Here is a 24,261-nt window from a genome sequence, read left to right as displayed (position 1 = left end):
GCGATGGCCAGCGGAAATTTGAGCCTGTTTGCAGTGGGTGACCTGCAACTGATGACGCGAGAACCTCCGGCCGATCTGTTCACGGCCGTCGCGCCGGTGCTTTCACGCGCGGACGTAACGTTCGGCAATTGCGAATGGCCTTATGCTGAAGAGGCAGGGGACACACATCCGGTTGAAGCGCACATCAATGACGATTTTGACCTTGGCGATCTGTTTGCGCCGGGGGCGCCCGAAAGCATTGCGATGATGGGTGCGGCAGGATTCGACGTTATGTCGGTGGCCAACAACCATACCATGCATGGCGGCTACCGCGCGTTCCTGCGCACCATAGCGTTGCTGGAGGAATCGGGCATCGCCCATGTCGGCGGCGGGGATACGATTGCAAGCGCCAGACAACCCGCGATCATCGAACGCAACGGCCACAAAATCGGTTTTCTGGCCTGCACAGCGGGTTTCCTGCCCGGCGCCCATGCCGGACGGCGGACGCCGGGGATCGTCCCGTTGCGCCGCCACACTTATGCCGAGAACAACAGTTGGCAGGATTGGGGCGTGGAACCGGACACCCGCACACTGGTCAATCGTGATGACCTTGCCGCTTTGGTTGAAAGCATTACCGCACTGAAAGCACAGGCCGATATCATAGTGCTGAGTTGCCACTGGGGCATACTGGAGCATGAATCCGCCATCGCAGACTATCAGCGCGAGGCTGCGCGCGCGTTTATTGATGCAGGCGTGGATTTGATCGTCAGCCAGGGTCCGCTGCCGATCAAGGGTTTCGAAGTCTATCGCGGCAAAGCGATCCTTTACAGCATGGGCAAGTTCGCCATGATTTCGCCGTGGTCGCGCGACGAGACGCCCTCGGGTATTTCTGCGCCACTGCTTGATGAAACCAGCCGGGGTCTTGGTGCGTCGGTGACCATTGCCGATGGCGCGATTACCGGGGTACAGATCGTGCCGGTTTATCTGGGCAGCAGCGGACGGCCCCAGATCCTGAATCCGGGCGAGCCACACTATGATGCGATTCTTGGCGTTGTGGCCGAGAGGACCAGCGCTGCTAAGTTGAACGGCATGATGGACGAAACCGGCCGGATCGTGCTGGGCTGATCAATGACAGACCACGCCCCCGACATCCGCACCGAAGACACAGCAAAGCGCCTTGGCCCGTGGCTTTCGGCGCGCTTGCCCGGATCGCCTGTTGTCACCATCACCGACGCGGTTGAACCGGCGCAAGGCTTTTCCAGCAGAACCATTCTGTTTACCGCAAACTGGGAAGAGAGCGGCAGACCCGCCAACCGCCGCCTTGTCGCCCGTATCCAACGCGATGTTGCTGTGCCGATGCTGGCCGATGTATTCCACCAGTACAGAGTGATGCGCGCGATTGCCGCCCATTCATCGGTCAAGGTGCCGAACATCGACTTTGCCGAAAGCGATCCGGCAGTTTTGGGCGCACCGTTTTTCCTGATGGACCGGCTCGACGGGCGGGTTCCGCCCGATTTTCCGAGTTATCATCAAGAAGGCTGGCTGGCTGATCTTTCCGCCGCTGATCGCACACGCTGTTGGTGGAACGGCATCGAGGAAATGGCACGGTTGCATCAGATTGACTGGCGCTGTTTTCCGTTCTTGGCCGATGGCACCCGGCGGGCTCCTGATGCCGTATTCTATCTCGACCAGTTCGTGGGGAAATGGTTCGACTGGGCGCGCAATGGCCAGTCCTTTCCGGTGATCACCCAAGCGCTAGCCACGCTTAAGAACCGCGCTCCGATTGCGGTGCAATCCGGGCTGGTGTGGAACGATGCGCGGCTCGGCAATACGATGTACCAGACAGAGGGTGTCGAAGTGGCTTCTCTGTTCGATTTCGAGGTCGCGACGCTTGGCCCCCCTGAAGTCGATCTGGCGCACTGGGTCTATCTGGACGAAGTATTCAGCGAAAACTTCGGCGTTCCCCGCATTGATGGATTGCCGCGCGGCGCGGAAGCTGTGGCGGGATTTGAACGGATCTACGGACGGCCAATGCCGCATTTCAGCTATTATTTGGCGGTTGCTGCGCTGAAAATCCTGATCCTTTCAGTCCGCAATTACGGCAATGACAAAGACATGGGCGCGCCTGCTGCCTTACCGGACTTTCTGCTGAGCCGGCTTGCGCACTATTTGAACGAATTCGAAGCGGGACTCTGATTAGAGCCAGATGACGTTAGATTGCACCGCCAGGATTGCGTCAGGAAGCTCCTCGGCAAGGAGCGTTGCGCAGGTCGGGCTGGTTTGCCCGGACAAGCAACGCGACGCTGTCCGAGGGGCTTCCTGACGCAACCGCAAAGCGGCGGGCCGATTTTGGCCCATCACAGCGTCTCTCGTCGGTCACTATGCGACGGCATGGCTCCCTCCTCGTTCCTCCTGCTGGGCCAAAATCGGCTCCGTCACGGCGGTACAATCTAACGCCATCTGGCTCTAAAGCCCCGCTTTCCGGTCAATCCTGCTTGAGCATCCCTGCCGAGGACAGCTTCATCACATCGGCATAGGGCGCGGCGTGGGATGTCATCCCGCCGTCGACCGCAAGCGTTGCGCCGGTGATGAAACGCGCGGTGTCCGAGGCAAGAAACGCCACTGGCCCCGCAATGTCCTGCGGATCGGCGACATAGGGCGTCAGGTGGTGTGCGGTAAACAGTTCGATCATTTCAGGGCTGATCGAGGCTGCCAGCGGCGGGGTCATTACCATACCCACGACCACGGAATTGGCACGAATGCCCTGTTTGCCGTACTGCGTGGCAACATTAAGCGCGAGGTTGATCAGCGCCGCTTTCGATGCGCCATATGCAGGCATTCCGAGATCGCCCTGAACACCGCGCCCCGATGCGACCATTACGATTGATCCGCCGCCGCGCGCAATCATGTGCGGGATTGCCGCTTTGCACAGCAGCGCGGGCGCAATGGTGTTGACGCGCAACGTCCGCTCCCATGTGGCCGCGTCCATATCTGCAATGTTGGCGTCCTTGGCCAGCGTGGCCGCATCTGTCACCGCGGCGTTGTTGATCAGGATATCCACCCCGCCGAACGCCTCCACCGCAGCATCGACCAGAACTTGTGCGGTTACCGGATCGGCAAGATCACCAAACGCCGCGGCAACTTTACCACCAGCGTCGCGGATCGATTGGGTGGTGCCTGCGGCGCTTTCAGCGCGACTGGCGCAAACAAGAACGCTTGCTCCCTGCCGTGCCAGTTCATGGGCGATCTCCGCACCGATGCCGGAACCGGCCCCGGTAACGATTGCCACTTTTCCGTCCAGTACGCCCATGTCCATCTCTCTTTTCGTGATTTTATCGCGTCAGACTTTCATCGCTTCACGCGTGAGCGGGCCTATCGCTTTATAGGTGCCGGGCTTGCCTGACACATTCTCTGTGGGGCGCAAGATTTCGAGCAGAGAGTTCAGGAGAGAAACATGACCAAGCCCCTCAGCGACCGCGTCGCCATTATCACGGGTGCCGGGCAAGGCATCGGCGCAGAAGTGGCAGCGGTGCTGGGGACGCGCGGCGCAACGGTGATCCTCAACGATATCATGGCAGACCGGGTCGAAGAAACGGCCGCCGCCCTGCGCGCACAAGGTATCTGCGCAGAGGCATCAGTGTTCGATCTGACGGACGAAGACGACATCTCCCGCGCGGTCAGCGCAATTGCCGCCCGTCATGGCCGGATCGACATCGTTCATAACAACGCCGCGTTCCAGACGAACGAGCAGCGCGCGCGCGACCTTGACGTGATCAACCTGCCTGCCGACGCATGGGACAAGGCATTTGCGGTCAATGCGCGCGGACCGATGCTATTGTGCAAGCATGTCCTCCCGACAATGATCGCAGGCGGCGGCGGGTCGATCATCCATTCCGCTTCGGGCTTTGGCTTGCTGGGTGAAATGACCTTGACGGCTTATGGTGCCAGCAAGGCCGCGCTGATTAACCTTGGACGCTTTATTGCAACGCAGTACGGCAAGCAGGGCGTACGTTCGAACGTGATCGCCATCGGCTTTGTCCTTAGCGAAAACGCAATCGAATCAACTCCGCAAGTGGTCAAAGATGTGCTGCTTGCGCATCATCTTAACCCGGAACTCGGCAGTCCTCGCGATATCGCCAATGTCGTTGCTTTTCTGGCATCGGACGAGTCCCGCTTCATCAATGGTGCGCTCATTCCGGTCGATGGCGGCTTTACTGCCCATCAGGCCAGTATGGTCGATTTCCAGCGCCTGTTTGCAGAAGCAGGCAGCAACCAGCTTTAAGCGGCGGCGCAGATCGCCTGCCCACCCCCAACTCCTCCTGCCTGCAGGCAGGGTGGTTGCCGCGCCGGGCAATCAATCAGCCGCTTCTTTTACCGGCGTCAGGTTGCGCATGAAATCGCGGAAATCGCTGCCAAGCTCGGGCAGCGGGAGCCCCAGCTTTTCCGCGATGTACAGCGTCATGAGATTGTTGTCGGCAGAAGTATTGGTCGCCGCGATGTTGCCCAGCGACACCTGCCGGTCGAAAGCGCCCACCGCCACCAACGCCATGCGCAATGCGACCACGACATCGTAGTAATCGAGATTGCCGACTTTGCGGCCTGCCGCCTTCTCATAGATCGCCACGGTTTCATCGCGCGTGGGCAAGCCTTCCAGCCGGGTCACGCCGAAGCGGCGGCTGAACAGATCGTCGAAATAGAGCCACCACGCCAGATCCAGTTCACGCGGCCCGAGCGCTGCCAGTTCCCAATCGATCAGTGCAGCAACGCTACCATCTGGCCGCCACATCACGTTGGAGGGCGTTGGATCGCCCCACAGCACGCAAGTATCCGTATTGTCCGGGCGGTTTTCAAGCACCCATTGCATCGCCGTATCGACAATCGGCAGCTTGCGCCCCTGACCGCGCGCGGCGTGCCAATCAACCAGATAACCAAGATACTGTTCCAGCCCCGCCGCTCCACGATCGGGACGGTTGAGGAAAGTGAATCCGTCCCGCCAATCAACTTCATGCAACTTGGCCAGTGCCGTCAACGCATTGGTGAAATGCGTCATGCGCTCTGCCGGGCTGCGCTCGGTCAACCAACCTTCAACGTTGTAATTCGGGCGCTGTGTCGCCGCTTGTCCTTCGACCCGGCCCATCACCAGAAAAGGCGCGCCAAGGATGGTCGCATCGTCTTCCATGCCAACCCATGCCGGCACGGGCAGATCGCCCCGCGCATCAAGCGCCGCCATCATGTTGGCCTGAAGCGTGAGATCGCTTTCGAATACCACTTCAAAGGTCTGCGGCTGGCGGCGCACAACCAGCGTGCGGTGTTGGTGGTGGCCGTCTTCGGTATATTCGACATCGACAAAGAATATCTCTGCCGAAAAGCCCGATCCCAGCACCACATCCATCGGCGCGACCGTAAGCCCGTTCCATGACGGCTTGGTGCGGGCAAGCCACGCGGTCAACCGATCATGGACCGTCTTTGCGTCCAGCTTGACCGACATCGCTCTACTTCTCCTGACAATTTGATGCCTCAAGACGATGCATTGCCTTTGCCATGACCTGTCTTCCGGAAGGAGCGCCAAAAAACCGTCTGTCGCCATGATGGGGCCGAGGCTGGTCTGCGCATGTTCGTATTCCGCCAAATGGAGGGTTTGAAGTGACCGAGGAAGCAGATGTCGTCATTGTTGGCGCAGGGCACAACGGCATGGCCGCAGCCGGGTATCTGAGCCGCGCGGGAAAACGTGTGATCGTGGTTGAACGGATGGCCAAGGTCGGCGGCATGACCAGTTCGGGCTATATGATCCCCGAAGCGCCAAGCCATCTTGTCACGCCGTGTGCAGTTGAGCTTCTGTTCGTGCGTGGCAGCGGGCTGATCGAGGAACTGGAGCTTGAGAAGCATGGCCTTCGCTGGGTCGATCCTGATCCGACATATGCCTACCTTGACCCGTCGGGTGCCAGCGTGTGCCTGTTCCGCGACCCCCAGCGCACTGCCGAAGACATGGGTCGTCTGAACCCGCAGGACGGCAAGAACTACTTGAAGTTCCTGGAACTCCTTAACGCCTTGATGGATATCGGCTTCCCGATTATGAAGGCGGAACCGGGCCGACCGGATCTGAAGAATGCGGGTCAATTGGGCCTTAGCCTTATCCGCAACGCCAGGCTCAAGAACGAATTGCAGATCCTTGCTGCCGGCACCGCTGACCAGATTGCAAGCGAATGGTTCCAGCATCCTGCCAACATCGCGCTGCTCACCAACACTGCCGCTGGTGCTGGCCCCGTCGATGATGACGGCAACGGCGCTGCCTATATGATCCTTGCCGCACTACACCGGTTGGGCACGGGCAAACCTATCGGCAGTCTGCAAAGCTTCGCCAATGCCCTGGCAAGCAGCATCGAAGCATCGGGCGCCAAGATCATGCTGAATGCGCCGGTTGCTGAAATCATCATCGACGACGGCGCAGCGCGCGGCGTGCGGCTTGAAGACGGCCGCGTGATCAAGGCCAAGGCAGTCATCGCCAGTTGCGATCCGCGGACCGCTTTTGCCATGACCACGCCCGGCAAGGTCGACCGCCGCCTGCTCGAACGCATCAAACATGCGCCATCGAATCGTTCAAATGCTGCGCCGTTCCTTGCAAATATCGCCATGTCCAAACCACTGACGCTCAAACGCCATCAGGATTTGCGCCACGATGGGGCGGATTTGAACAAGGCGGTCGGCTATATCGGCACACCCGAACAAGTGCGCGAAAGCTTTGCAGCAGCACGGCGCGGCGATATTCCCAAAGAACACGCGGTGTCGGTCACACCGCTGTCCAATTCTGATCCTTCGCAGGCAACACCAGGCGGTGGCCTTGCGTATATCTATGTGCCCGCAATGGCGGTCGACGCGCGCGAGGGATGGTCACAAGAGATCAAGGACCGGACGATGCGCGATCTGATTGCGCAAATGTCAGATTACTACGATGGTTTCGATTCCGAAGTGGGCCGCTTTGTGGAAACCGCGCGCGATCGGGAAAAGCGATTGAACGCCACCAACGGCTGCGTCACTCACATCGACTTCGGATCGCTGCGGGCAGGCCAGAACCGTCCCGCAACGGGGTTCGGCGGGCCAAAGCCTGCAGTGCCCGGCCTCTACATCGGCGGCGCGGGCGCACATCCGGGCGGCGGCATTTCGGGCCTGCCGGGCAAGATTGCTGCCAAGCGCATCTTGCGCACAATCAAGTAGCGGCAAAGGCCTCGGCCTGAGCGGCTCCAATCTGCGTGGCCGGGCCCAACAGCCCGGCCAGCAGCGTATCGGCAAATTCGGCGACACGCTGCGGGACGGCTTCGGGGTTGGCTTCATTGCCCACGCCCAATGCTTCGAGCATGGGAACCGAGGCGAAATAGAACCCCACCCCTTGCACCAACATGGCCATGAAGGCGGACGAGGAAATAGCACGCATCGGGCGTGTGGCGCGCACTTGCACAAACAGCGCATCAAGGCTGAGCTTGAAGGGCTGAATATACAGGCCGACAAGATAATCGAGGCGCCAGGTGCTGCGCCGTCCTTCGGCGTGACTGATGCTGATGAAGCTGGGATTTTCTGCCGCCCAGCCGCAAAACCGGTGGACCAGCAACCGCAACCGGCTTTCAGGATCAAGATCGCTGCGGTCAAACACCGCAAACACCGGCTGCCCGAATTTCGCCACGCGCCAATCCACCGCCTTGCGCCACAAGTCCGCTTTTGACCCGAACCGTACGTTCAAGAGGTTGTGGCTTACCCCAAGCCGCTTTGCCAGATCGCGCACCGTGGTCCCTTCATACCCGGATTCAGCAAAGCTTTCGAAGGCAAGGTGGAGCACGCGTTCTTCGGGCACGGCGCTGGCCGCATCGGCAGGAGGCCTGCCCCGCCGCCGGGCGCTGGGCGCGTCCACTGGATCGGCTTTGGTCATGTCAGCCTTGTTGACAATTAAATTGGCGCGTGTCAATTTGATGTTCGCTGGAAGAGAGTGGTGCTGAAAACATGTCGAGTCCCTGGTGGAAAGTTGCGTTGAGCGAGGAGATCACCTCGACCAAGCCATTTGCGGTCGATGTGGGCGATCAACCGGTGGTGCTGTGGCGTGATGCGCAAGGCATCGCCCGCGCGCTGGAAGACCGCTGCCCCCACCGCCGCGCTCCGCTTTCGCGTGGCTGCGTGCGGGACAACGGCTGGCTTCAATGCGGCTATCATGGCTGGAGCTATGACGGTGAAACCGGCCGGCTCAAAGACATTCCGAACATGAAGGACGAACAAAAGTTTCCTCCGGTTTATAAGGCCGCAGCTTTTGCCGTTTCGGAAAGCGGCGGTTTCGTGTCGGTCAATCTTGATCAGAAAACCGCCATCGCTCCGCCGGTTGTTCCGCAGGGCTTTGACTTGTGCGATACGGCGCACGTCGCACTGGGCCATGACCAATGGATCAATGCACTGTTTGATGATCCCGGCCTTGTCCTGAATATCCGGTCGGTCGAATTTACGCCTTATCTCATGTCAGACCTGCGCGAAGAGAACGGCCTGTTGGTGATGGAGCGGTTTTGTTTGTGGGGCAAAGTGCACTGGCCGTCTTATGCCACTGCTGAATTCCCGATCACCTTGATCACCCGTACGCACCCCGTAACGGGCGAGACTGAAGCAGTGCTGCGTGATGACAGTTTCCGCACCCTGCTCACCGCCCAACTGGCCCCTGTTCCGGCGGCACGGGGCGTGACGCAAGTCCGCTGGCGCGCGCGCCTTGGCGATGATCTGAAGGGTAGCCATGCGGTTGGCCTGCGCCACAAAGGGGCGTTTGCGGTTCGCGAAACAGTCGATGCCGCTGCATTGCGCGTGCTGATCGCATCGGCATCCCACCTTGCCGGTAAGCTTCGTGAAGACATTCGTACTTCAGCGCCCGATACGGCTTCGTCCGTTTCGGCAGCTGCCTGATTTTCGCAGGAGATCCCCATGCTTGAAGTTGCCGATCGCCCCGCTTCGCCTGAAACCGAACACTTTGATTCGTCCGCCCCTGCGGCGCCGAAACGGTCATCAGGCCTGTCGCTCAACGCTGTCAATAACTGGGTTCCGCATGATCTGGTGATGCGTGATTCCTGGTTTCCGCTGGCCCATGACCATGCTGTCGGCAAGACGCCTGTGCGCCGTGCAGTCTATTCGCACCCGTTCTACATCTGGCGCGAAGATGGCAAAGTTGTCGCGTCCGAATTTCACCCGCTCGAAATTGTCACGCGTGACAAAAGCCCGTTTACCGACGCCCGCGGGCGTTATCCGGTGATGGAGCATTACGGCCTTATCTGGGGCTGGTTCGGTCGTCCCGAGGCGGCTGATCCGGCACACCTCCCCAGCCTGCCATTCCTGCCGCCCAAGGGCGGGTTGCCCAAACACATGACCGCCACGATCCGCTTCGATTGCTCGGCCCCGATCAGCCTCGAAAATCTGATCGACCTTACGCATGCCGACTTTCTCCATGCCGACGTGGTGGGTGATGAAAAGTCCGACAGTGAAGAGGTGGAAGTTTACTACGACAGCGAAACCATCACGATGGTGCGCACGCTGGTGAACAAATCGGTCGCCCCGATCATGAAGTTTTTCAGCGGCATCCGCCAGCCCACGCAGAACGTGCGCCAAGTGATCCGCATCTATCTGCGTTCGCACTGCGCTATTGCTTATGGCCGGTTCTCGCCCGGCGACGATGTGCCGCTGTTCCACCCGTGTACACCGGAATCGCGTGATCGCACACGTATGGAAATGGTGATGAACACCTCGAACGCCGGCCCCATGTTCCGCCACGTGATGCCAAAGGCCGGGTACAAGGTTTCGCGCCAGGACAGTTCGATGACCAACCCGCAAAGCCCGCGCTACATGGACCTGTCCCCGCGCAAGGACCTGCATTCCAAGTTCGATCAAGCTGGGCAGCGCTACCGCTTGCTGATGATGGAGCTTGCCGCGCGACAGGACGCAGGCGATTTCGCCTATCGCGACAATGTCAGCACCGATTGCAGCGATATCATCGGCTTGCGCAAGGAACTGTTCCAGTTCTGAGCAATCCTGTCGCGCTATCAAACAAGAAACCAATCATCGCGGATCTGGGCGCATATCGGCCTTGCTTAAGGCAAAGCTGATGCGGCCACACCGCCCTTTCATATAAGGCCCAACGCCATGTCAAAGACCAACGCTGTCGGCGGCCCACGCCGTTTCTGGGGCACCATGCCGGTCCTGCCGGCCGCGCAGTTGACCGAAACGACGCGCCAGATGGAAGCGCTTGGGTTTGAGGGCGTGTTCGTGCTGCAAATCTATGGCCCACCGTTCGTGCCGCTGGCCGCAGCTGCCACTGTGACCGAAACACTCAAGCTTGGCACCGGCATCGCTATTGCAGGGACGCGCAGCCCGGTGGAAACCGCCTATGCTGCAATGGACGTCGACCGGATCAGCGGAGGCCGCTTTATACTGGGCCTTGGCAGCAGCATTCCGTCTGCGGTTGAAGGCATGTACGGCATGCCCAAGGCCAAGCCGCTCGGCCACTTGCGCGAAACGGTCGATGTGGTGCGCTATATCATCGCAAACGGGCATAAGGGCCTCGATCCTTATGACGGCCAGTATTTCAAGGCCGACTTTGCCGAAATGATGGTTACCGCGCCGCCGGTGCGGGAACGCATCCCGATCTGGATCGCCGCGCTTCAGGAAAAGATGACTGACCTCGCCATCGAAATTGGCGACGGGTTGATGGTCCATGCGCTGTGGTCTGCCGAATATACCTCTAAAGTGCAGAAGCCGGTAATTGACGCTGCATTGGTCAAACATGGCCGCAAGCGCGAGGATATCGAAATCAACGCCTGGCCGTGGATCGCGATCAACCCCGACAAGCAGCAGGCCATTAACGACGCCCGCGCAACGGTCGCTGCTTATTCGGGCTACAAGCAGTACGAACCGTTCTTTGAAAAGCAGGGCTTTGGTGATCAGGCCCGCGCGTGTCAATTGGCGCTGGGCGATCACGGCGATGTATCGTCGGTGGCGCATAACGTGCCTGACGAAATGGTGCTCGCGTTTTGCGCCTGTGGTCCGGTTGAGGAAGTGCTCGAACAGCTTGAGCCATACTGGGACGTGGTAGATTCCCTCGCTCCGATGACCCCGTACCGCGACCTCTCTATGGAAAAGCTCATGTATTATTACGGTGGGCTGTTCCAACTTGTGGCCGCAGCCAAGGCGCAGTGACACAGGCTCGTATAAACAACCCATTGGTCATCGCGAACCCGGCGCAGGCCGGGGTCGCAACGACGCAGGATATTGGTTGAGCCAAAGCGCGGTTGGTGTCAGTAATATATTTCCATGCGTCCGCCATCGACCAGCATGTACTGGCCGGTGATGTAGCTGGCGCGGGCTGAGCACAGGAACGCGCAAAGGCCCGCCACTTCATCGGGATTGCCAAACCGCTTCATCGGAATGCGGTCTATCAAACCGGCCATGAACTGCTCATAGGTCTGGTTCACCGCCTTGGCGCATTCACGAAAGAACGCCTCGTACTGTGCGCCGGTATCGATGAAGCCTGGAGGAACAGTGTTCACTGTGATGCCGAATTCGGCCAGCTCGTCTGCGAGACTGCGGCTAAGGCCGAGCGCAGATGGACGCAGGGTATTTGCCAAAACGTAATCGAAACCCAGCGTGGCGCGGCGCCCCGGCAAGCGTCCATGGCCCGAACCGACCGTGACGATGCGGCCCCATTTGCGTTCTTTCATGGCAGGCGTCACCGCCCGCGCGAAATGGGCGAATGCTTTGACCACATTGTCGAACGTGGTCTGGAAATCCTCGTCAGCCATATCTTCAAACCGGCCTGATGGCGGGCCGACGGGGGAAAAGATGGCAATGTCGGGCGCGTCGAACAACGCTGCTGCCTCTGCCACCATGCGCGGATAGCTATCCATATGTGTCAGATCGGCACTGACACCGGCCGCCTCGCCGCCTGCAGCACGGATCGCGGCCACAGTCTCGTCAATGCCCGCCTGCCCGCGCGCGACGACCACTACCCGGCAACCGTTGCGCCCCAGTTCTTCGGCAATCGCGCGGCCAATGCCATGTGTTCCGCCCGTGACCAGTGCGGTCTTTCCTGCAATTCCCAGATCCATGACGCTCTCCCTTGGCATTGTTATTGTACGTACAGGGCGTTGGATGGCGCTGCATCGCACCTGCCGTCGGTCAGGAGTGGACAGGCGCGCGCGCTATCATGTTCGCTTCAACCAAGGGAGCGATGCTGCATGCAACCGACCGAAACCGCCGACAAACTCGCCATAGCAGAACAACTGGCCAATTATGCCCGTGCGATGGACCGGATCGACCATGAACTGGGCTATGCCGTGTGGCATCCTGAAGGCACCGCGCGCTATGGCGCGATGTTCGACGGCACCGGTCGCGACTTCATCAATTGGGTCTGCGGCACACACGCGCAGATGATTGCGCACATGCACCGTGTCTCCAACATCCTGATCAAAGTTGACGGCGATAGCGCTGCCAGCGAAGCCTACGTCCACGCGACACTGCGTTTCGAACAGGACGGCGTGCTGCGGCAAGGCACCGCCTTGGGTCGTTATCTTGACCGCTGGTCCCGCCGCCAAGGCCGTTGGGCGATTGACCACCGCGAATATGTGCAGGACATCGACGAGGTCGTGGACGCCGGTCCTTCGCTGATCGGTGCGTTCGGTGGACGGCGCGACCGGAATGACCCGTCGTATGCGCTGTTTGCAGCCCTAACGCGCTAACCCGCCAGCGCCCTTTGCGCCGCAACGCCTTCGCCCCAGTTGTGAATCCGCGCCCAGAACTGGGTGCGGGTGTGGGCAAAATTGTGCATATGGGCCATGCGCGGACAGACATAGAGCTGGATATCCGATGCGCTCTTGAAGGCCTTGGGTTCGGCCCAGGGATCGGGCACCACGTCGCGCTCACCCACGCCGATGAACACAGGTACGCGGATCGATGCAGCCTCGATCGCCACAGCGCCCGGCGCAACCATGTAAAGCCCGCAAGCAGGCGTCGTCGCCGAGCGCCATTCGGGCAAGGGATCAATTAATCCGGCTGAGGCTTGCATATCCAACGCCACGATGTCCGCTGGCTGGTCGTCGTAATGGAACGACCATTGGAACGGATGCTCCCCCGCGCGTGCGGCTGCTTGCAACGCGGCGGAATCGCCAAGTTGCGGGCCTTGCGATGCCGCCAATTGCGCAAGGTTGAAAATTTTGGGTGCGGCAAGTTTGCTGCGGCGCGAAACCCACGGCCACACCGCCGCCGGCTGGCCGGGCCTTGTTGGCACAACCGTGTGGATACCGCTGTAGCCAAGCACGCCAATGCCATCGAACGTCTCATGATTGCCTTGCGCCACCACGGCAAAGCACCCGCCCATCGACTGGCCGATGCCAAGGCAAGTGGCATTGGCCACTGGCGGCAGGCCATCGGTCAATGTGCCGGTCGCAATCCGCTCCATCACGTGTTTTACAGTCGCATCGTTGCCTGCCGCAATCACATCAAGATCGAGCAGATCATCAGGCGGGATTGTCGATTCACCAAAGCCCAAGTGATCGCAGGCGACGAATATCCAACCGCGCGCGGTGTGGTATGCAGCCTCGCCCCCGCCCTGCCCGTCTGGCATATCGAAGCTGTAATAGCGCCGGTTATAGCCACCGCCAGGGAACGCAAAGCACACCACCGCAGGATCGGCGAGCGCGCCATCATCGGGCAGGAACACGCTTATGGCAGTGTGTGCAGTCATGCCGATGCCGACAGCATCGGTCACGTCCACAGTTAATTCGATGGGATCGCGCAAGGAAATTCTCCGGTAGTTCAGACGCTGGCGGGCGGATAGGTTGGTGTTGCAGCCAGAATTTGAGCATATATTTCCGGCGCTAACCACACGTGTTCGACATAGTGGCCGAGTGTCCGGCGCTCGTCTGTATAGATAAATCGCATCATTTCGCCCAAAGCGCCCTTAAACACGATCGGGTGGCTGTCAAAATCCAGCGACGCGACATGCGCGTCCCAGTTTTCCAACGGGCCTTCGACGCGGAAACACACGTGATGAAACCGGATCGCCAGTTCGGTTCCGCCTGGCAGCACGTCGCTGAACAAAGGCGCGGTATCGCCGATCGGTTCAATCAGTTCGATCTCGACGCCGCCAACGCGCGCCAGTGCGATCCTGAGCTGTTCGCCATTCTCGTCCGAGCCGGAATTGGCGTTGGTAAAAATATAGAATCCCGGCGAATCGTATTCGCGGCGAAAAGTCTCGATCGCGGCATCGAGATCATTGGTAACATAGGCCACCTGGCTGTGCTGTGTATTGGGCCGAGCAAACATCGTCTTGGGATCCTTTCGCTGTCAGTTGGCGAACAGCTTGCCGCCATCAATGACCAGCGTATCGCCGGTGTGATAGCGCGCCGCATCGCTGGCGAGGTAAACCGCCGCACCTTCCAGATCTTCTGGCTGACCTATGCGGCCAAGCGGTACGCGGGCCGAAACCCCCGCTGCCATCATCGCGCCCACTTCGGGGTCGGCAAAGGTCATCTCGGTCTCGATAAAGCCCGGCGCGATCACGTTGCAGCGTATGCCGTGCGGCCCAAGTTCAGCCGCAAGCGCCTTGGCCAGCGAATTGAGCCCGCCCTTGGCGATGCCGTAATGGGCAAGCGTAGGCACACCTTGCGCAATGGAACCGCTGCCGCAAATGATCAGCGAACCGCCCGGATCACCCGCCAGCGCCCGGTCGACCATGTGTTTTGCCACAGCACGCAGCGTAAACACCGCGCCGTCAAGGTTGACGTCGATCAGTTCGCGATAGGCCTCGCGCGTCATGTCGACGAACGGTACCTGCGTGGCGATACCCGCATTGGCGACGGCAATGTCGATCCGGCCAAGTTCCGCCACGGCGCGCGCGACGCCTGCGACAATCGCTGCGTCATCGCGCACATCGACGCTATCGGTCATCACGCGCACGCCAAAGCTGCGCAGTTTTTGCGCGGCTTCTTCATTCTTGTCGGCGCGGCGGCCCCATATCACGATATCGGCACCGGCTTTTGCAAGACCGCGCGCAAAGGCAAAGCCAAGGCCGGAATTCGCGCCGGTGACCAGCGCCACCTTGCCCGCAAGATCGAACATATTCATGGTCAAGCAGCCTCTCCTCGTGTTGTTATAAGCGGTCAGTCTGTCGCATTCCGGCCCGAAGAACCAAGCGCATTCGTCCCCGCATTCAAGCCATTGCTATCGCCGTAGCGCCGTTGGTTCCGATCATTGCCAGGCCGTTTGCCGGTACGCCTTGGGGGTTACTCCTGTCGCCTTGCGAAATGCCGCCGAAAACGCTGCAGGCGTTTCAAACCCGCACCGCCAGGCAATTTCCTTGATCGGCGGACGGGCTTGCACAAGCAGAGCCTTGGCCCGGGCAAGGCGGCGCTCTGCTGCATAGGCGGCAAGCGTCTGCCCGGTCGAAGCGCGGAACAGCCGGAAGAAATGCCGCGTGCTAACATCGCACACCTGCGCAAGCTCGGCCACGCCGGGCAGTTTGCCAGGCTGCTCGATGGCCTCGTCGATCCTGCGCATGTGGGCTGCGCTCAGGCGTGACAGGCTTTCGCCACCGCCGTTCTGTCCCCCGCTGCGTTTGAAATAGCGGTACAGTTCGACCCCCACTTGGGCCAGCAGTGCTTCGGCCAGCAGCGTGCTGCCAAAGTCGGGGTGGGCAATCTCGCGCGCCAACCGCACAAGCGCGTCGCGTACATGCGGGCTGCGCACATCAAGCGATACATCGAGGGTATGGCAATTGGCGAACATGTCGTCCTCACCCCCGACCAGCGCGTCAAACCCGCAGCAGATCGACATCTGCTCACCCTCGCCCCAGCGGGTTTCCAGATCCTGTCCTGCCGGAATGCAAATGATGTCGCCCATCGGCAGCGGGCCTTTGCCGGGCGAGGCGGTATAATGCCCTTGTGGCGCGCCCGGACGGCGTGACAGCGCAAGGTCGAGGAACCCGCGCCCTGAGCGGAAAACCCCGCCCTGCGGCCCGATGAAGCGATAATGATGCACTTCCACGGTGGCTCGTGGCAGCACGATACGCCCGGCCACGCGGCAGTCCATTCCGCTATTGCGGGGCACGTCGTACACCGCCGAAACGTTGGCCCCGGATATGATAGGCATAACCTTTACTCTCCCGGCACCGGCCGATCCGGCGGCAGCCCGATCTTCCCCTTGCGACCACGCTGCCGCGCGGGGGAACAAACCGCAAATAGCCCTGGGCAACGCCCCCCTTTGGATAGGCGAGAAATTCGAATCCGGGTTCATCCTCGCGCAAAAGCAGGCCGTAGCGGCCGGACATAACAAGCCGCCGACCACAAACGGCCGGGAAAAAAGGGATGAGAGCAATGGGTATCGAAGAAAACAAAGCCGTTGTGCGCAGTTGGTTCGACGCGGTCAATCGCGGCGATGAAGCGGCGATCCTGGCGACCACTGCCGAAGAGTTCAACTTCATGACGATGGCGCGCCAGCCCGAATGGCTGCTGTATAACTGGAACCGTGAGCAGTTCTCCAAAGTGCCAACGACAATGTCGACCGTGCTGAAATCGCCGATCCAGCTGACGGTTCTGGAAATGACGGCTGAAGGTGACCGTGTTGCCGTCGAGGCTGAAACCGACATGGAGATGCTCAACGGCCGTCGTTACAACAATGCCTATCATTTCGTGTTCAAGCTGCGCGACGGGAAGTTCACCGAGGTGCGCGAGTACAGTTGCAGCTTCCTTGCCCAAAGCTGCTTTGGCGCGGTGGAACCGGGTGATCCTGCAGCGTCAAAGATGGCAGACGCCTGAACCCCATTCCTTTTGAGGAGAAGTGCGATGCAAACCGACGCCCTGGATCTGCTGCACCGGACAATGGAAGCGCAACTCGTGCGCGCCGAACACCCGGCTGATTTTCCCTACCTGCCGCCCGTCCCGTCAAGCCGCTATACCGATCCGGCGTTTGCCCGGCTGGAACATGACGGTTTGTGGATGCGGAACTGGCTGCTGGCTGGCCACATTTCTGAATTGCCGGAAGCCGGTTCTTATTTCCTGTTCCACCAACTGGACCAGTCGGTCATCATCTCGCGCGCCAAGGACGGCGCAATCCGGGCCTTTCACAACGCGTGCAGGCATCGCGGTTCGGCGCTCTTGCTCGAACAGAAGGGCAAGGCAATGCGCTTTGTCTGCCCTTATCACGCGTGGGGCTATTCACTGGAAGGCGAACTGAAATCGGTTCCGGACCAGCATGACTTCACCTGCCTGAACAAGGCTGACAACAGCCTGAAGCCTGTGCGGTGCGAGATCAACCGCGGCATGATCTTCATCAACTTCGATGAAAATGCCGGGCCGCTGGATGAATTCCTCGCGCCGCAATCAGCGCAGAAGGAAGGCTATCCGATAGAGAATATGGTGGTCAAAGACTGCCTGCTTGTGGAAATGGATTGCAACTGGAAGCTGGCGCTGCACAACTTCCTTGAAATCTATCACGTGGCCACAGTCCACGCCAAGACGCTCGCCCCTTATCTCAATTCGCAAAGCTTTGTGATCGCGCTGTTCGCCAATGGCCACATGCGGTTTGCCACGCGCAAGAAAAAAGGCGATTCGATCTTCGACCAGCAGCTTTACAAGCCTGACAACGTGGCCGAAGTGTTCAGCGAATGCACGATTGCGCTGCCAACTTTCCCCAACACCTTCTTCGCGCTCGATCCTGGTGGATTTTCGCTGCAAAGCTTCTGGCCAGCGGGGCCGGACAAGTCGATCATGGAAGTCCGGCTCATGGGCTGGGACGTCGACACCGAAGCCGACAAGCAGCACTGGCAGGCGATGAACGGCATTGTGCGCAACATTCTGTCAGAAGATTTGTGCCTGTTCCGCTCGATCCAGCGGTCGTTGACGCAGGGCACAATACCGCACCTGACTTTCGGTTATCAGGAGCGCGCGCTCTACTGGTTCGAGGAAGAAGTGGACCGCCGCATCGGTATCGATTCGATTCCTGAAGCCCAACGCGTTGCGCAAGTGTTATCAGGACAAATGGTGCGCTGAAAAAGGATTGGGCTCCGGCGGCATCATGCCTGCCGGAGCTGAATCTGCATCATGCTTCGACGATGGCGAGCGCTGCTTGCGGGCAGGCATCGGCGCCCTCGCGCGCGCGGTCTTCAAGGCCTTCGGGCACGATTTCATCATCGACATAAACGATGCCGTTTTCGTCAAGTTTGTACACTTCGGGGCAGATTTCGGCGCAGACGCCGTAGCCGCAACATGCGGGCTTATCGATCACAACTTTCAAGCGTTTGGACATGGTTTTCTCCTCTCCGCCGACCAATTACAGGTTGAACACATTTCGTTCAACCTGTATAAGCGGCCCAACAGAATTTTTCGATAGATTCGATGGAGAGGATCATGCTTCAAAAAGCAACCTTCACGCTGGCTGACGGCGCGACACTTGATGATCTCGTGAAGCGGGACACCAATGAAGTCATGCTGCGCGTGATGAATGACGAAGAGCTTTACAAGCTTGAGATGGAGCGAATCTTCGCCAAGACTTGGCTGCTTCTGGCGCACGACACCGAAATTCCCAAGGCCGGTGATTTCGTGGTCCGCGACATGGGCGAAGATCAGGTGATCGTGACACGCGATCGCAATGATGAAATCCACGTATCTCTCAACGTCTGCCCACACCGCGGCATGAAAGTGTGCACGGCTGAAGCCGGCAATGCCCACGCCCATCGCTGCATCTATCATGGCTGGGCGTTCCGTCCCGATGGCAGCTTCATCGGTGCGCCGGTTGAAAAAGAGCAGATGCACGGCAATCAGCTGGGCAAAGACCAGCTTGGCCTGAAGAAGGCGCGGGTTCAGGTTTATGGCGGGTTGATCTTCGCCACCTGGGACATCGAAGGCCCTTCATTCGACGATTATCTCGGCGATATGAAGTACTATCTCGACCAGCTTTTCTGCCGCACCGATTCCGGTCTCGAAATGCTCGGCCCCCCGCAGCGCTTCGTTCTGCCTTGCAACTGGAAAATCCCTGGCGAACAATCGGGTTCAGACGGTTTCCACACGCTCACGCTCCATCGCTCGCTGATGGAAGGCGGCGTGATGGGCGGCACGGCTGAATCGATCTATGATAATGCGCCGGGCATGTATGGCGTCGATGTCAGCTGCGAACAGGGCCACTCGTTGCGCTGCCTCGAAGCAGCGCAGACGTTCAAAATGTTTTCGGACATCAGCTTTGAAGGCAAGTCCGTCGAAGAACGCCTTGCGATGCTGCCGCCACCGGGCATCACCAAGGAACTGATCCCGCAGTTGTTCAAGAATCTGTCGGCCGATCAGGTTGAACAGCTTGCGACGATCCCGCCGCAGGTTGGCGGCCTGTTCCCCAACATCCTTGTCGCGTTCATTTTTGCGCCACGCACGGATGGCGGGTCTTCAGGCGCGCTTGCGCTCCACACATATGTGCCGCGCGGGCCGGACAAGGTTGAATTCATCAACTTCATCTTCGCCGAAAAGGATGCGCCGGAACAGGTAAAGCGTGACATGCTGCAAAACAGCATCCAGCAGACCGGAACCTCGGGCATCATCGAGCAGGACGATGCCGACACCTGGCCGCAGATTATGCGCAATGCGCGCGGCCCGGTCAGCCGGGACATGACGCTCAAGTATCAGGCTTTGCACGGCCACGAACGTCCGGAAGGCTGGAAGGGCAACGGTTTGCTCTATCCCGGTTTCACCAAGGACGACACGCAGTGGAACTGGTGGATGGCCTATTACAATCTGATGGCTAAAGCCTGATTTCTGGCAGTCTTGGAAGAGGACGTATCATGGTAAATTATGCGACCGCGGCTGTTGAAAAGGCAGGCGTGATGCGTGGACTGGTCTCCACCAATCGGGTGCCCCTGGGTTCCGAAATCTACAACCGCCTGCTTGAAACGCTCTATGATGAAGCCGCCGCCCTGGATGAGCGCCGGTTCGATGACTGGGTGGCGATGCTGGAGCAGGACCTGCTTTACACAGCCCCTGTTCGCCTGACGCGCAATGGCCCCAACAAGGACCGCGACGTGATGCGCACGATGATGCATTTTGACGACAATTATTCGTCGATCCTGATGCGCACCGGGCGTCTTTCCAAAAGCGCTTGGGCCGAAGATCCACCGTCGCGGACGCGGCGCTTCGTCACCAACACCCGCGTTGCCGAATGCGAGACTGCGGGCGAATACGAAGTATCAAGCTACCTCTATGTCGAACGCAGCCGTTTCGATGTAGCGCACAACGAAACGCTCAGCGCCGAACGCCGCGATATCTGGCGTCTGGTGGGCGGAGCTTATAAGCTTGCCCGCCGCGAGATCATCGTCGACCAGTCCACTCTGGGCATGTCGAACCTGGCAATCTTCCTCTAGTCCGATGGCCGCAACTGCACCCCATGTTGTGGTAGTGGGCAGTGGCCTTGCAGGCTACGGCGTCCTGCGTGAGCTGAGAAAGCTTGCGCCGGACGCCCGTCTGACGCTTGTCACCCATGACGACGGGCATTTCTATTCCAAGCCTGCACTGTCTACTGCGCTTGCCAAGGGCAAGGTTGCCGACACTCTGGTGACCACGCCTGGCGAAAAGATGGCGGCGCAACTTAAGCTTGATTTGCGGTGCGGGCGCGAAGCCGAAGGCATCGACACTGACGGCAAGGTGCTGCTGACTACCGGCGGCCCGATCTTTTACGACAAGTTGGTCCTGGCGCTCGGCGCAGACCCGATCCGCCCGCCAATCGACGGTGACGCAGCCCATTTGGCAATCGCGGTCAATTCACTCGATCATTACCGCGAGTTCCGCGAAAAACTGCCCGATGGCGCGCGCGTCTTGATCATGGGTGCAGGACTGGTTGGCACCGAATTTGCCAATGATCTGATTACCAACGGTTATAAGCCGGTTGTGGTCGACATGCTTGGCCATCCATTGGCCCAATTAATTCCGGTGCAAGTGGGCGATATGGTCCGCGAAACACTGGCAGGACACGGCGTCGAATGGCACCTTGGCCGCAAGGTTGTGGCGTTGAACAAACAGCCTGAAGGCGGTTTTTGTGGAACGCTGGACGATGGCACGCAGATTGCTGCTGACGTTGTTCTTTCGGCCGTGGGTTTGCGGCCGAACACCGATCTTGCCCGCACTGCCGGGCTGGAAGTCGGGCGCGGCATCAAGGTAGACCAGACCGGTCGCACCAGCGATCCTTCAATCTATGCGATTGGTGATTGCGCCGAATATCCGCAAGGTCTTGCAGCTTATGTCACGCCGATCATGGCGGCCGCCCGCGCCATTGCACCCAGCGTGTTGGGCAATCCTACTGACATCCGCTTTCCGACGCTGTCGGTGCAAGTGAAGACCACGACATACCCGATAGTACTTCTTCCCAAGCCTGCCCTTGTTGATGGACTATGGACATTGGCAGAAGAAGGAGAATCGGGACTGAAATATCTGTTTGTCGATAATGAAGGCGTGACGCGGGGTTATGTGCTGACGCGTGATCGCTGCCAGGAGAGAACTGAGTTGGACAGGATGCTGATTGAGCCGCTGCGCGAGAACGTTGCATGACCGGGCTGCTGCAGAACAAAGTGGCTATCGTAACCGGTGGCGCCAAGGGCCTCGGTTACGGCATTTCGCGCCGCATGGCCCGCGAAGGCTCGAATTTGCTGATCACTGGCCGCGATGGCGGCGCGACCGAACGTGTTGCTGCTGAAATCCGCGAAGAATTTGGCGTCGGCGCAGTGGGCATCTCGGCCGACATGGCGGTAAAAGAACAAGTCACCGGCATGATTGATCGGGCCGTGGCCGAATTTGGCGGGCTGGATACGCTGGTGCTTAACGCCTCGGCGCTTTCACCCAACATTCTGCTCGAACACAAGACGGACGAAATGCTTGAGGAAACCCTCAAGATCGGCACGTTTGGCAGCTGGTGGGCGATGCGCGCAGCATTCCCGCACATGAAGGCGCGTGGCGGCGGCTCTATCGTCACGTTCTATTCCATCGACGCCCAGACCGGCGCTTGGCTGCACAGCGACTACAATATGAACAAGGGCGCGATCCTTGGCCTGACGCGGTCCGCAGCCGTCGAATGGGGTCGTTATAATATACGCACGAACGCGATTGCGCCCACCGGCATGGGTCAGGTCTTCGCCGAACTGGTTGAAAAGGTGCCAGGGTTCCTCGACATGGCAACCGCGAGCAATCCGCTGAAACGTGCAGGCGATCCCGAGAACGACATTGGGCCGGTGGTGGTTTTCCTCGCTTCGGAGATGTCGCGGTTCGTGAACGGCGAAATGATCAACGTTGACGGTGGACAGCATCTTCCCGGCTACGTCAGTGTTCCGCACAATCTTGCAGAACTGGAGGCTGCCGGGTGAAACTTCTTCCGCAAGGTGAATGGGGTGGCACCACCGTTGGCGATCAATTCGCCAGTGTCCAGAAGATTCTGGACGGAACCTTGCGCGCTATTCAGACGGTCGGGGCGCGGCGTCTTTCCATGCGCGATATCAGCGATGCCAGCGGCGTTTCGCGCGGCACCCTGTATCGGTACTTTGCCTCGAAGGAAGATGTTCTGGCAGCCGTTTCCGAATACGTCTGTTCCAGTTTTGAACACGGCATACTCGAAGTTGCCGAAGCAATCTCGGACCCGATGGAACGCTTCCACGCGGTCATGCAATTCTTTGCACACTTCACGATCGAGCGCTCTCCTGACCGCATCTTCGAAGTGGAACCAGCGTTTCATCTCGAATTTTTGCGCACGCACTTCTCGCGACACAAAGCCGCCGTGCGCGAGGCGCTGGAACCAACGCTCGATTATATCGAAAACAAGGCAGGCTGCCCGATCAACCGGGACATACTGATCGAATCCCTCGTCAGGCTCCAACTCAGCACGCTGGTCGTCCCGGCGAATGTGGATTGGATGCAAAGCTGGAATGAATCGCCCGAGCACATCCTGCAATGGGCACTGCAGACTGTCGGCTATCAAGCCGGTACGAAAGAAAGGACGAACTAATGGCCACCATTGCCAAAATCAACGTCGATGGCCAATCCAACTTCGCGTCGAAAGACGTCGCGGATGGCTTTGTCGAACTTGCCCGCAACCTGCGTCCGCTGCTTCAGAAAGAAGCGCCCGAAGGCGAACGGCGGCGCGCACCTACCCCTGCGGTCGACGAAGCGCTGAAAAAGCACGGTCTGCTCCGCTTGCTGGTACCCAAGCGCGTCGGCGGATTTGGCCTGTCGACAACCGACTTCTGCCGGGTGCAGATTGAAATCGCCAAGGGTGATCCGGCCGTAAGCTGGGTAATGCAGATCATCAATGGCACCAGCTGGATCACCAGCCTTGCGCCGGATGGCGTTCAGGATGCGGTATTCGGCAATGGCGCACAGCCAGTGTGCGGCGCATACAACCCTCCCGGCAAGGCGCGCAAGGTTGATGGCGGCTGGATCATTAATGGCAAGTGGCCATACATGTCCGGCTCGCGGCAATCGACTTGGGCGCAGCAAGGCGTCGTACTCGAAGACTATGACGGTCCGGTCGTTCCCGGCATCAATATGTGCTACCTGCCAATGGACTCCATGACCATCGTGGACAGCTGGTTCGTTTCTGGCATGCAAGGCACAGGTTCCGATACCGCCATCGCCGAAAACGTGTTCATCCCTGACAGCCAGATGGTGTTGATGAGCGAGCGCGCAGGCCAGATCGACGATACGAAGCGCCATTTCGGCGCACCGTCAGATTACCTCCCTGCCGTCCCTGTTGTACGTACCACCGGCATTGCGCAGCTTATCGGTGCGGTTGAAGCGATGGTTGAAATCGTCGCCGCCGAGGCCCCGAAAAAGCCGGTGTTGACCACGTTCATCCCCACGCGCACCCAATCGGGCGCTTACATGCGCGATCTTGGTGAAGCCGCAGCAATGGTCAACACGGCAAAGTTGATTCTGTTCGACTTGACAGCAAAGCTTGACCGCGTTGGCATGGGCGAAGAATTCACGCTTGCGGAAAAAGCCCAGCATCGCGCTGCAGGTGCGCAAATGATCGAATTGGTTCACGGTGCCAGCGAATCACTGATGTTTCAGGCAGGCTCGTCGGCTTTCGCTCTCGACAAACCGATCAACCGCTATTGGCGCGATGTTTCGATGGCCACGCGGCACATCCAGAACATCCCGACCATCGGCTATGAAATCTATGGCCGCAACATGACCGGAGCCGACGGCATATCGCCCCCCGGCGCTTATTGATCGTGTGAACCGATCCAGGCCGTCCGCGCCA

General features: G+C 59.5%; 25 protein-coding genes. 16 read left to right on the top strand and 9 right to left on the bottom strand.

Annotated features, from left to right (window positions below; genetic code table 11):
* Positions 1–3: 3 nt before the first annotated feature.
* Positions 4–1,104 (top strand): CapA family protein, encoded by a 1,101-nt coding sequence (locus B7Y89_RS02090; protein ID WP_292935283.1) that lies wholly within the window; start codon positions 4–6, stop codon positions 1,102–1,104.
* A 3-nt stretch (positions 1,105–1,107) separates the two neighbouring features.
* Entirely contained in the window at positions 1,108–2,175 is a 1,068-nt protein-coding gene (locus tag B7Y89_RS02085; RefSeq protein ID WP_292935281.1) for a phosphotransferase family protein, read from the top strand.
* Between the two features lie 289 nt (positions 2,176–2,464).
* Here B7Y89_RS02085 and B7Y89_RS02080 read toward each other — a convergent pair whose 3' ends face one another.
* Positions 2,465–3,289 (bottom strand): SDR family oxidoreductase, encoded by an 825-nt coding sequence (locus B7Y89_RS02080; protein WP_292935279.1) that lies wholly within the window; start codon positions 3,287–3,289, stop codon positions 2,465–2,467.
* A 144-nt stretch (positions 3,290–3,433) separates the two neighbouring features.
* On the opposite strand from B7Y89_RS02080, the gene B7Y89_RS02075 reads away from it, so the two are divergent.
* Positions 3,434–4,261 carry an SDR family oxidoreductase gene (locus B7Y89_RS02075; RefSeq protein ID WP_292935277.1) on the top strand — a complete coding sequence of 276 codons (828 nt, stop codon included), beginning with the start codon at positions 3,434–3,436 and terminating at the stop codon, positions 4,259–4,261.
* A 72-nt stretch (positions 4,262–4,333) separates the two neighbouring features.
* On the opposite strand, the gene B7Y89_RS02070 is transcribed toward B7Y89_RS02075, so the two are convergent.
* Positions 4,334–5,467 (bottom strand): phosphotransferase family protein, encoded by a 1,134-nt coding sequence (locus B7Y89_RS02070; protein WP_292935275.1) that lies wholly within the window; start codon positions 5,465–5,467, stop codon positions 4,334–4,336.
* Between the two features lie 155 nt (positions 5,468–5,622).
* On the opposite strand from B7Y89_RS02070, the gene B7Y89_RS02065 reads away from it, so the two are divergent.
* On the top strand, positions 5,623–7,191 hold the full coding sequence (locus B7Y89_RS02065) for an NAD(P)/FAD-dependent oxidoreductase (protein ID WP_292935273.1): 1,569 nt from the start codon (positions 5,623–5,625) through the stop codon (positions 7,189–7,191).
* Here B7Y89_RS02065 and B7Y89_RS02060 read toward each other — a convergent pair.
* The gene (locus tag B7Y89_RS02060; protein ID WP_292935271.1) at positions 7,184–7,897 is read right to left on the bottom strand and encodes a TetR/AcrR family transcriptional regulator; all 714 of its coding nucleotides are present in this window, start codon (positions 7,895–7,897) and stop codon (positions 7,184–7,186) included. The genes B7Y89_RS02065 and B7Y89_RS02060 overlap by 8 nt on opposite strands.
* Positions 7,898–7,968: 71 nt before the next feature.
* Between B7Y89_RS02060 and B7Y89_RS02055 the strand changes: the two genes are divergently transcribed.
* The 3 genes from B7Y89_RS02055 to B7Y89_RS02045 all read left to right on the top strand — a co-directional run bounded on the left by B7Y89_RS02055 (position 7,969) and on the right by B7Y89_RS02045 (position 11,184).
* Complete coding sequence (locus tag B7Y89_RS02055) at positions 7,969–8,904, top strand: Rieske (2Fe-2S) protein (protein ID WP_292935269.1); 936 nt, start codon at positions 7,969–7,971, stop codon at positions 8,902–8,904.
* A gap of 18 nt (positions 8,905–8,922) precedes the next feature.
* Positions 8,923–10,014 (top strand): oxygenase, encoded by a 1,092-nt coding sequence (locus tag B7Y89_RS02050; protein ID WP_292935267.1) that lies wholly within the window; start codon positions 8,923–8,925, stop codon positions 10,012–10,014.
* Positions 10,015–10,131: 117 nt separating this feature from the next.
* Positions 10,132–11,184: an LLM class flavin-dependent oxidoreductase gene (locus B7Y89_RS02045; RefSeq protein ID WP_292935265.1), complete on the top strand. Its 1,053-nt coding sequence runs from the start codon at positions 10,132–10,134 to the stop codon at positions 11,182–11,184.
* Between the two features lie 98 nt (positions 11,185–11,282).
* On the opposite strand, the gene B7Y89_RS02040 is transcribed toward B7Y89_RS02045, so the two are convergent.
* Entirely contained in the window at positions 11,283–12,092 is an 810-nt protein-coding gene (locus B7Y89_RS02040; protein WP_292935264.1) for an SDR family oxidoreductase, read from the bottom strand.
* Between the two features lie 129 nt (positions 12,093–12,221).
* Between B7Y89_RS02040 and B7Y89_RS02035 the strand changes: the two genes are divergently transcribed.
* Entirely contained in the window at positions 12,222–12,722 is a 501-nt protein-coding gene (locus tag B7Y89_RS02035) for a nuclear transport factor 2 family protein (RefSeq protein WP_292935262.1), read from the top strand.
* On the opposite strand, the gene B7Y89_RS02030 is transcribed toward B7Y89_RS02035, so the two are convergent.
* From B7Y89_RS02030 to B7Y89_RS02015, 4 genes are all read right to left on the bottom strand, one after another.
* Positions 12,719–13,780: an alpha/beta hydrolase gene (locus tag B7Y89_RS02030; RefSeq protein WP_292935260.1), complete on the bottom strand. Its 1,062-nt coding sequence runs from the start codon at positions 13,778–13,780 to the stop codon at positions 12,719–12,721. The genes B7Y89_RS02035 and B7Y89_RS02030 overlap by 4 nt on opposite strands.
* Before the next feature lie 17 nt (positions 13,781–13,797).
* Positions 13,798–14,307, bottom strand: coding sequence for a VOC family protein (locus tag B7Y89_RS02025; protein ID WP_292935258.1), 510 nt, complete (start codon positions 14,305–14,307; stop codon positions 13,798–13,800).
* Positions 14,308–14,328: 21 nt separating this feature from the next.
* On the bottom strand, positions 14,329–15,108 hold the full coding sequence (locus B7Y89_RS02020) for an SDR family oxidoreductase (RefSeq protein WP_292935568.1): 780 nt from the start codon (positions 15,106–15,108) through the stop codon (positions 14,329–14,331).
* Positions 15,109–15,231: 123 nt separating this feature from the next.
* A complete protein-coding gene (locus B7Y89_RS02015; RefSeq protein ID WP_292935256.1) occupies positions 15,232–16,131 on the bottom strand; it encodes an AraC family transcriptional regulator in 900 nt (299 codons plus the stop codon).
* 224 nt (positions 16,132–16,355) lie between these two features.
* On the opposite strand from B7Y89_RS02015, the gene B7Y89_RS02010 reads away from it, so the two are divergent.
* Complete coding sequence (locus tag B7Y89_RS02010; protein WP_292935255.1) at positions 16,356–16,796, top strand: nuclear transport factor 2 family protein; 441 nt, start codon at positions 16,356–16,358, stop codon at positions 16,794–16,796.
* Positions 16,797–16,823: 27 nt separating this feature from the next.
* Entirely contained in the window at positions 16,824–18,029 is a 1,206-nt protein-coding gene (locus tag B7Y89_RS02005; protein ID WP_292935253.1) for an aromatic ring-hydroxylating dioxygenase subunit alpha, read from the top strand.
* 49 nt (positions 18,030–18,078) lie between these two features.
* Here the strand turns inward: B7Y89_RS02005 and B7Y89_RS02000 are convergent, their stop codons facing one another.
* Positions 18,079–18,285 carry a ferredoxin gene (locus tag B7Y89_RS02000; RefSeq protein ID WP_183955840.1) on the bottom strand — a complete coding sequence of 69 codons (207 nt, stop codon included), beginning with the start codon at positions 18,283–18,285 and terminating at the stop codon, positions 18,079–18,081.
* Positions 18,286–18,386: 101 nt separating this feature from the next.
* Between B7Y89_RS02000 and B7Y89_RS01995 the strand changes: the two genes are divergently transcribed.
* The 6 genes from B7Y89_RS01995 to B7Y89_RS01970 are packed head-to-tail and all read left to right on the top strand — an operon-like array spanning position 18,387 to position 24,230.
* A complete protein-coding gene (locus B7Y89_RS01995; protein ID WP_292935249.1) occupies positions 18,387–19,775 on the top strand; it encodes an aromatic ring-hydroxylating dioxygenase subunit alpha in 1,389 nt (462 codons plus the stop codon).
* A gap of 29 nt (positions 19,776–19,804) precedes the next feature.
* Complete coding sequence (locus B7Y89_RS01990; RefSeq protein ID WP_292935247.1) at positions 19,805–20,380, top strand: 3-phenylpropionate/cinnamic acid dioxygenase subunit beta; 576 nt, start codon at positions 19,805–19,807, stop codon at positions 20,378–20,380.
* 4 nt (positions 20,381–20,384) lie between these two features.
* Complete coding sequence (locus B7Y89_RS01985) at positions 20,385–21,560, top strand: FAD-dependent oxidoreductase (RefSeq protein WP_292935245.1); 1,176 nt, start codon at positions 20,385–20,387, stop codon at positions 21,558–21,560.
* Positions 21,557–22,369, top strand: a complete 813-nt coding sequence (locus tag B7Y89_RS01980) for an SDR family oxidoreductase (protein WP_292935243.1) — start codon at positions 21,557–21,559, stop codon at positions 22,367–22,369. Before B7Y89_RS01985 ends, B7Y89_RS01980 begins: the two co-directional genes overlap by 4 nt.
* Positions 22,366–23,004, top strand: a complete 639-nt coding sequence (locus B7Y89_RS01975; protein WP_292935241.1) for a TetR/AcrR family transcriptional regulator — start codon at positions 22,366–22,368, stop codon at positions 23,002–23,004. The genes B7Y89_RS01980 and B7Y89_RS01975 overlap by 4 nt, the downstream gene beginning before the upstream one ends.
* On the top strand, positions 23,004–24,230 hold the full coding sequence (locus B7Y89_RS01970; RefSeq protein WP_292935240.1) for an acyl-CoA dehydrogenase family protein: 1,227 nt from the start codon (positions 23,004–23,006) through the stop codon (positions 24,228–24,230). Before B7Y89_RS01975 ends, B7Y89_RS01970 begins: the two co-directional genes overlap by 1 nt.
* The last annotated feature ends 31 nt before the right edge of the window (positions 24,231–24,261 follow it).

Origin of the sequence: Novosphingobium sp. 32-60-15, assembly GCF_002280675.1 — a bacterium.
Lineage (GTDB): Bacteria > Pseudomonadota > Alphaproteobacteria > Sphingomonadales > Sphingomonadaceae > Novosphingobium.
This window is presented reverse-complemented; position numbering and strand designations above follow the sequence as displayed.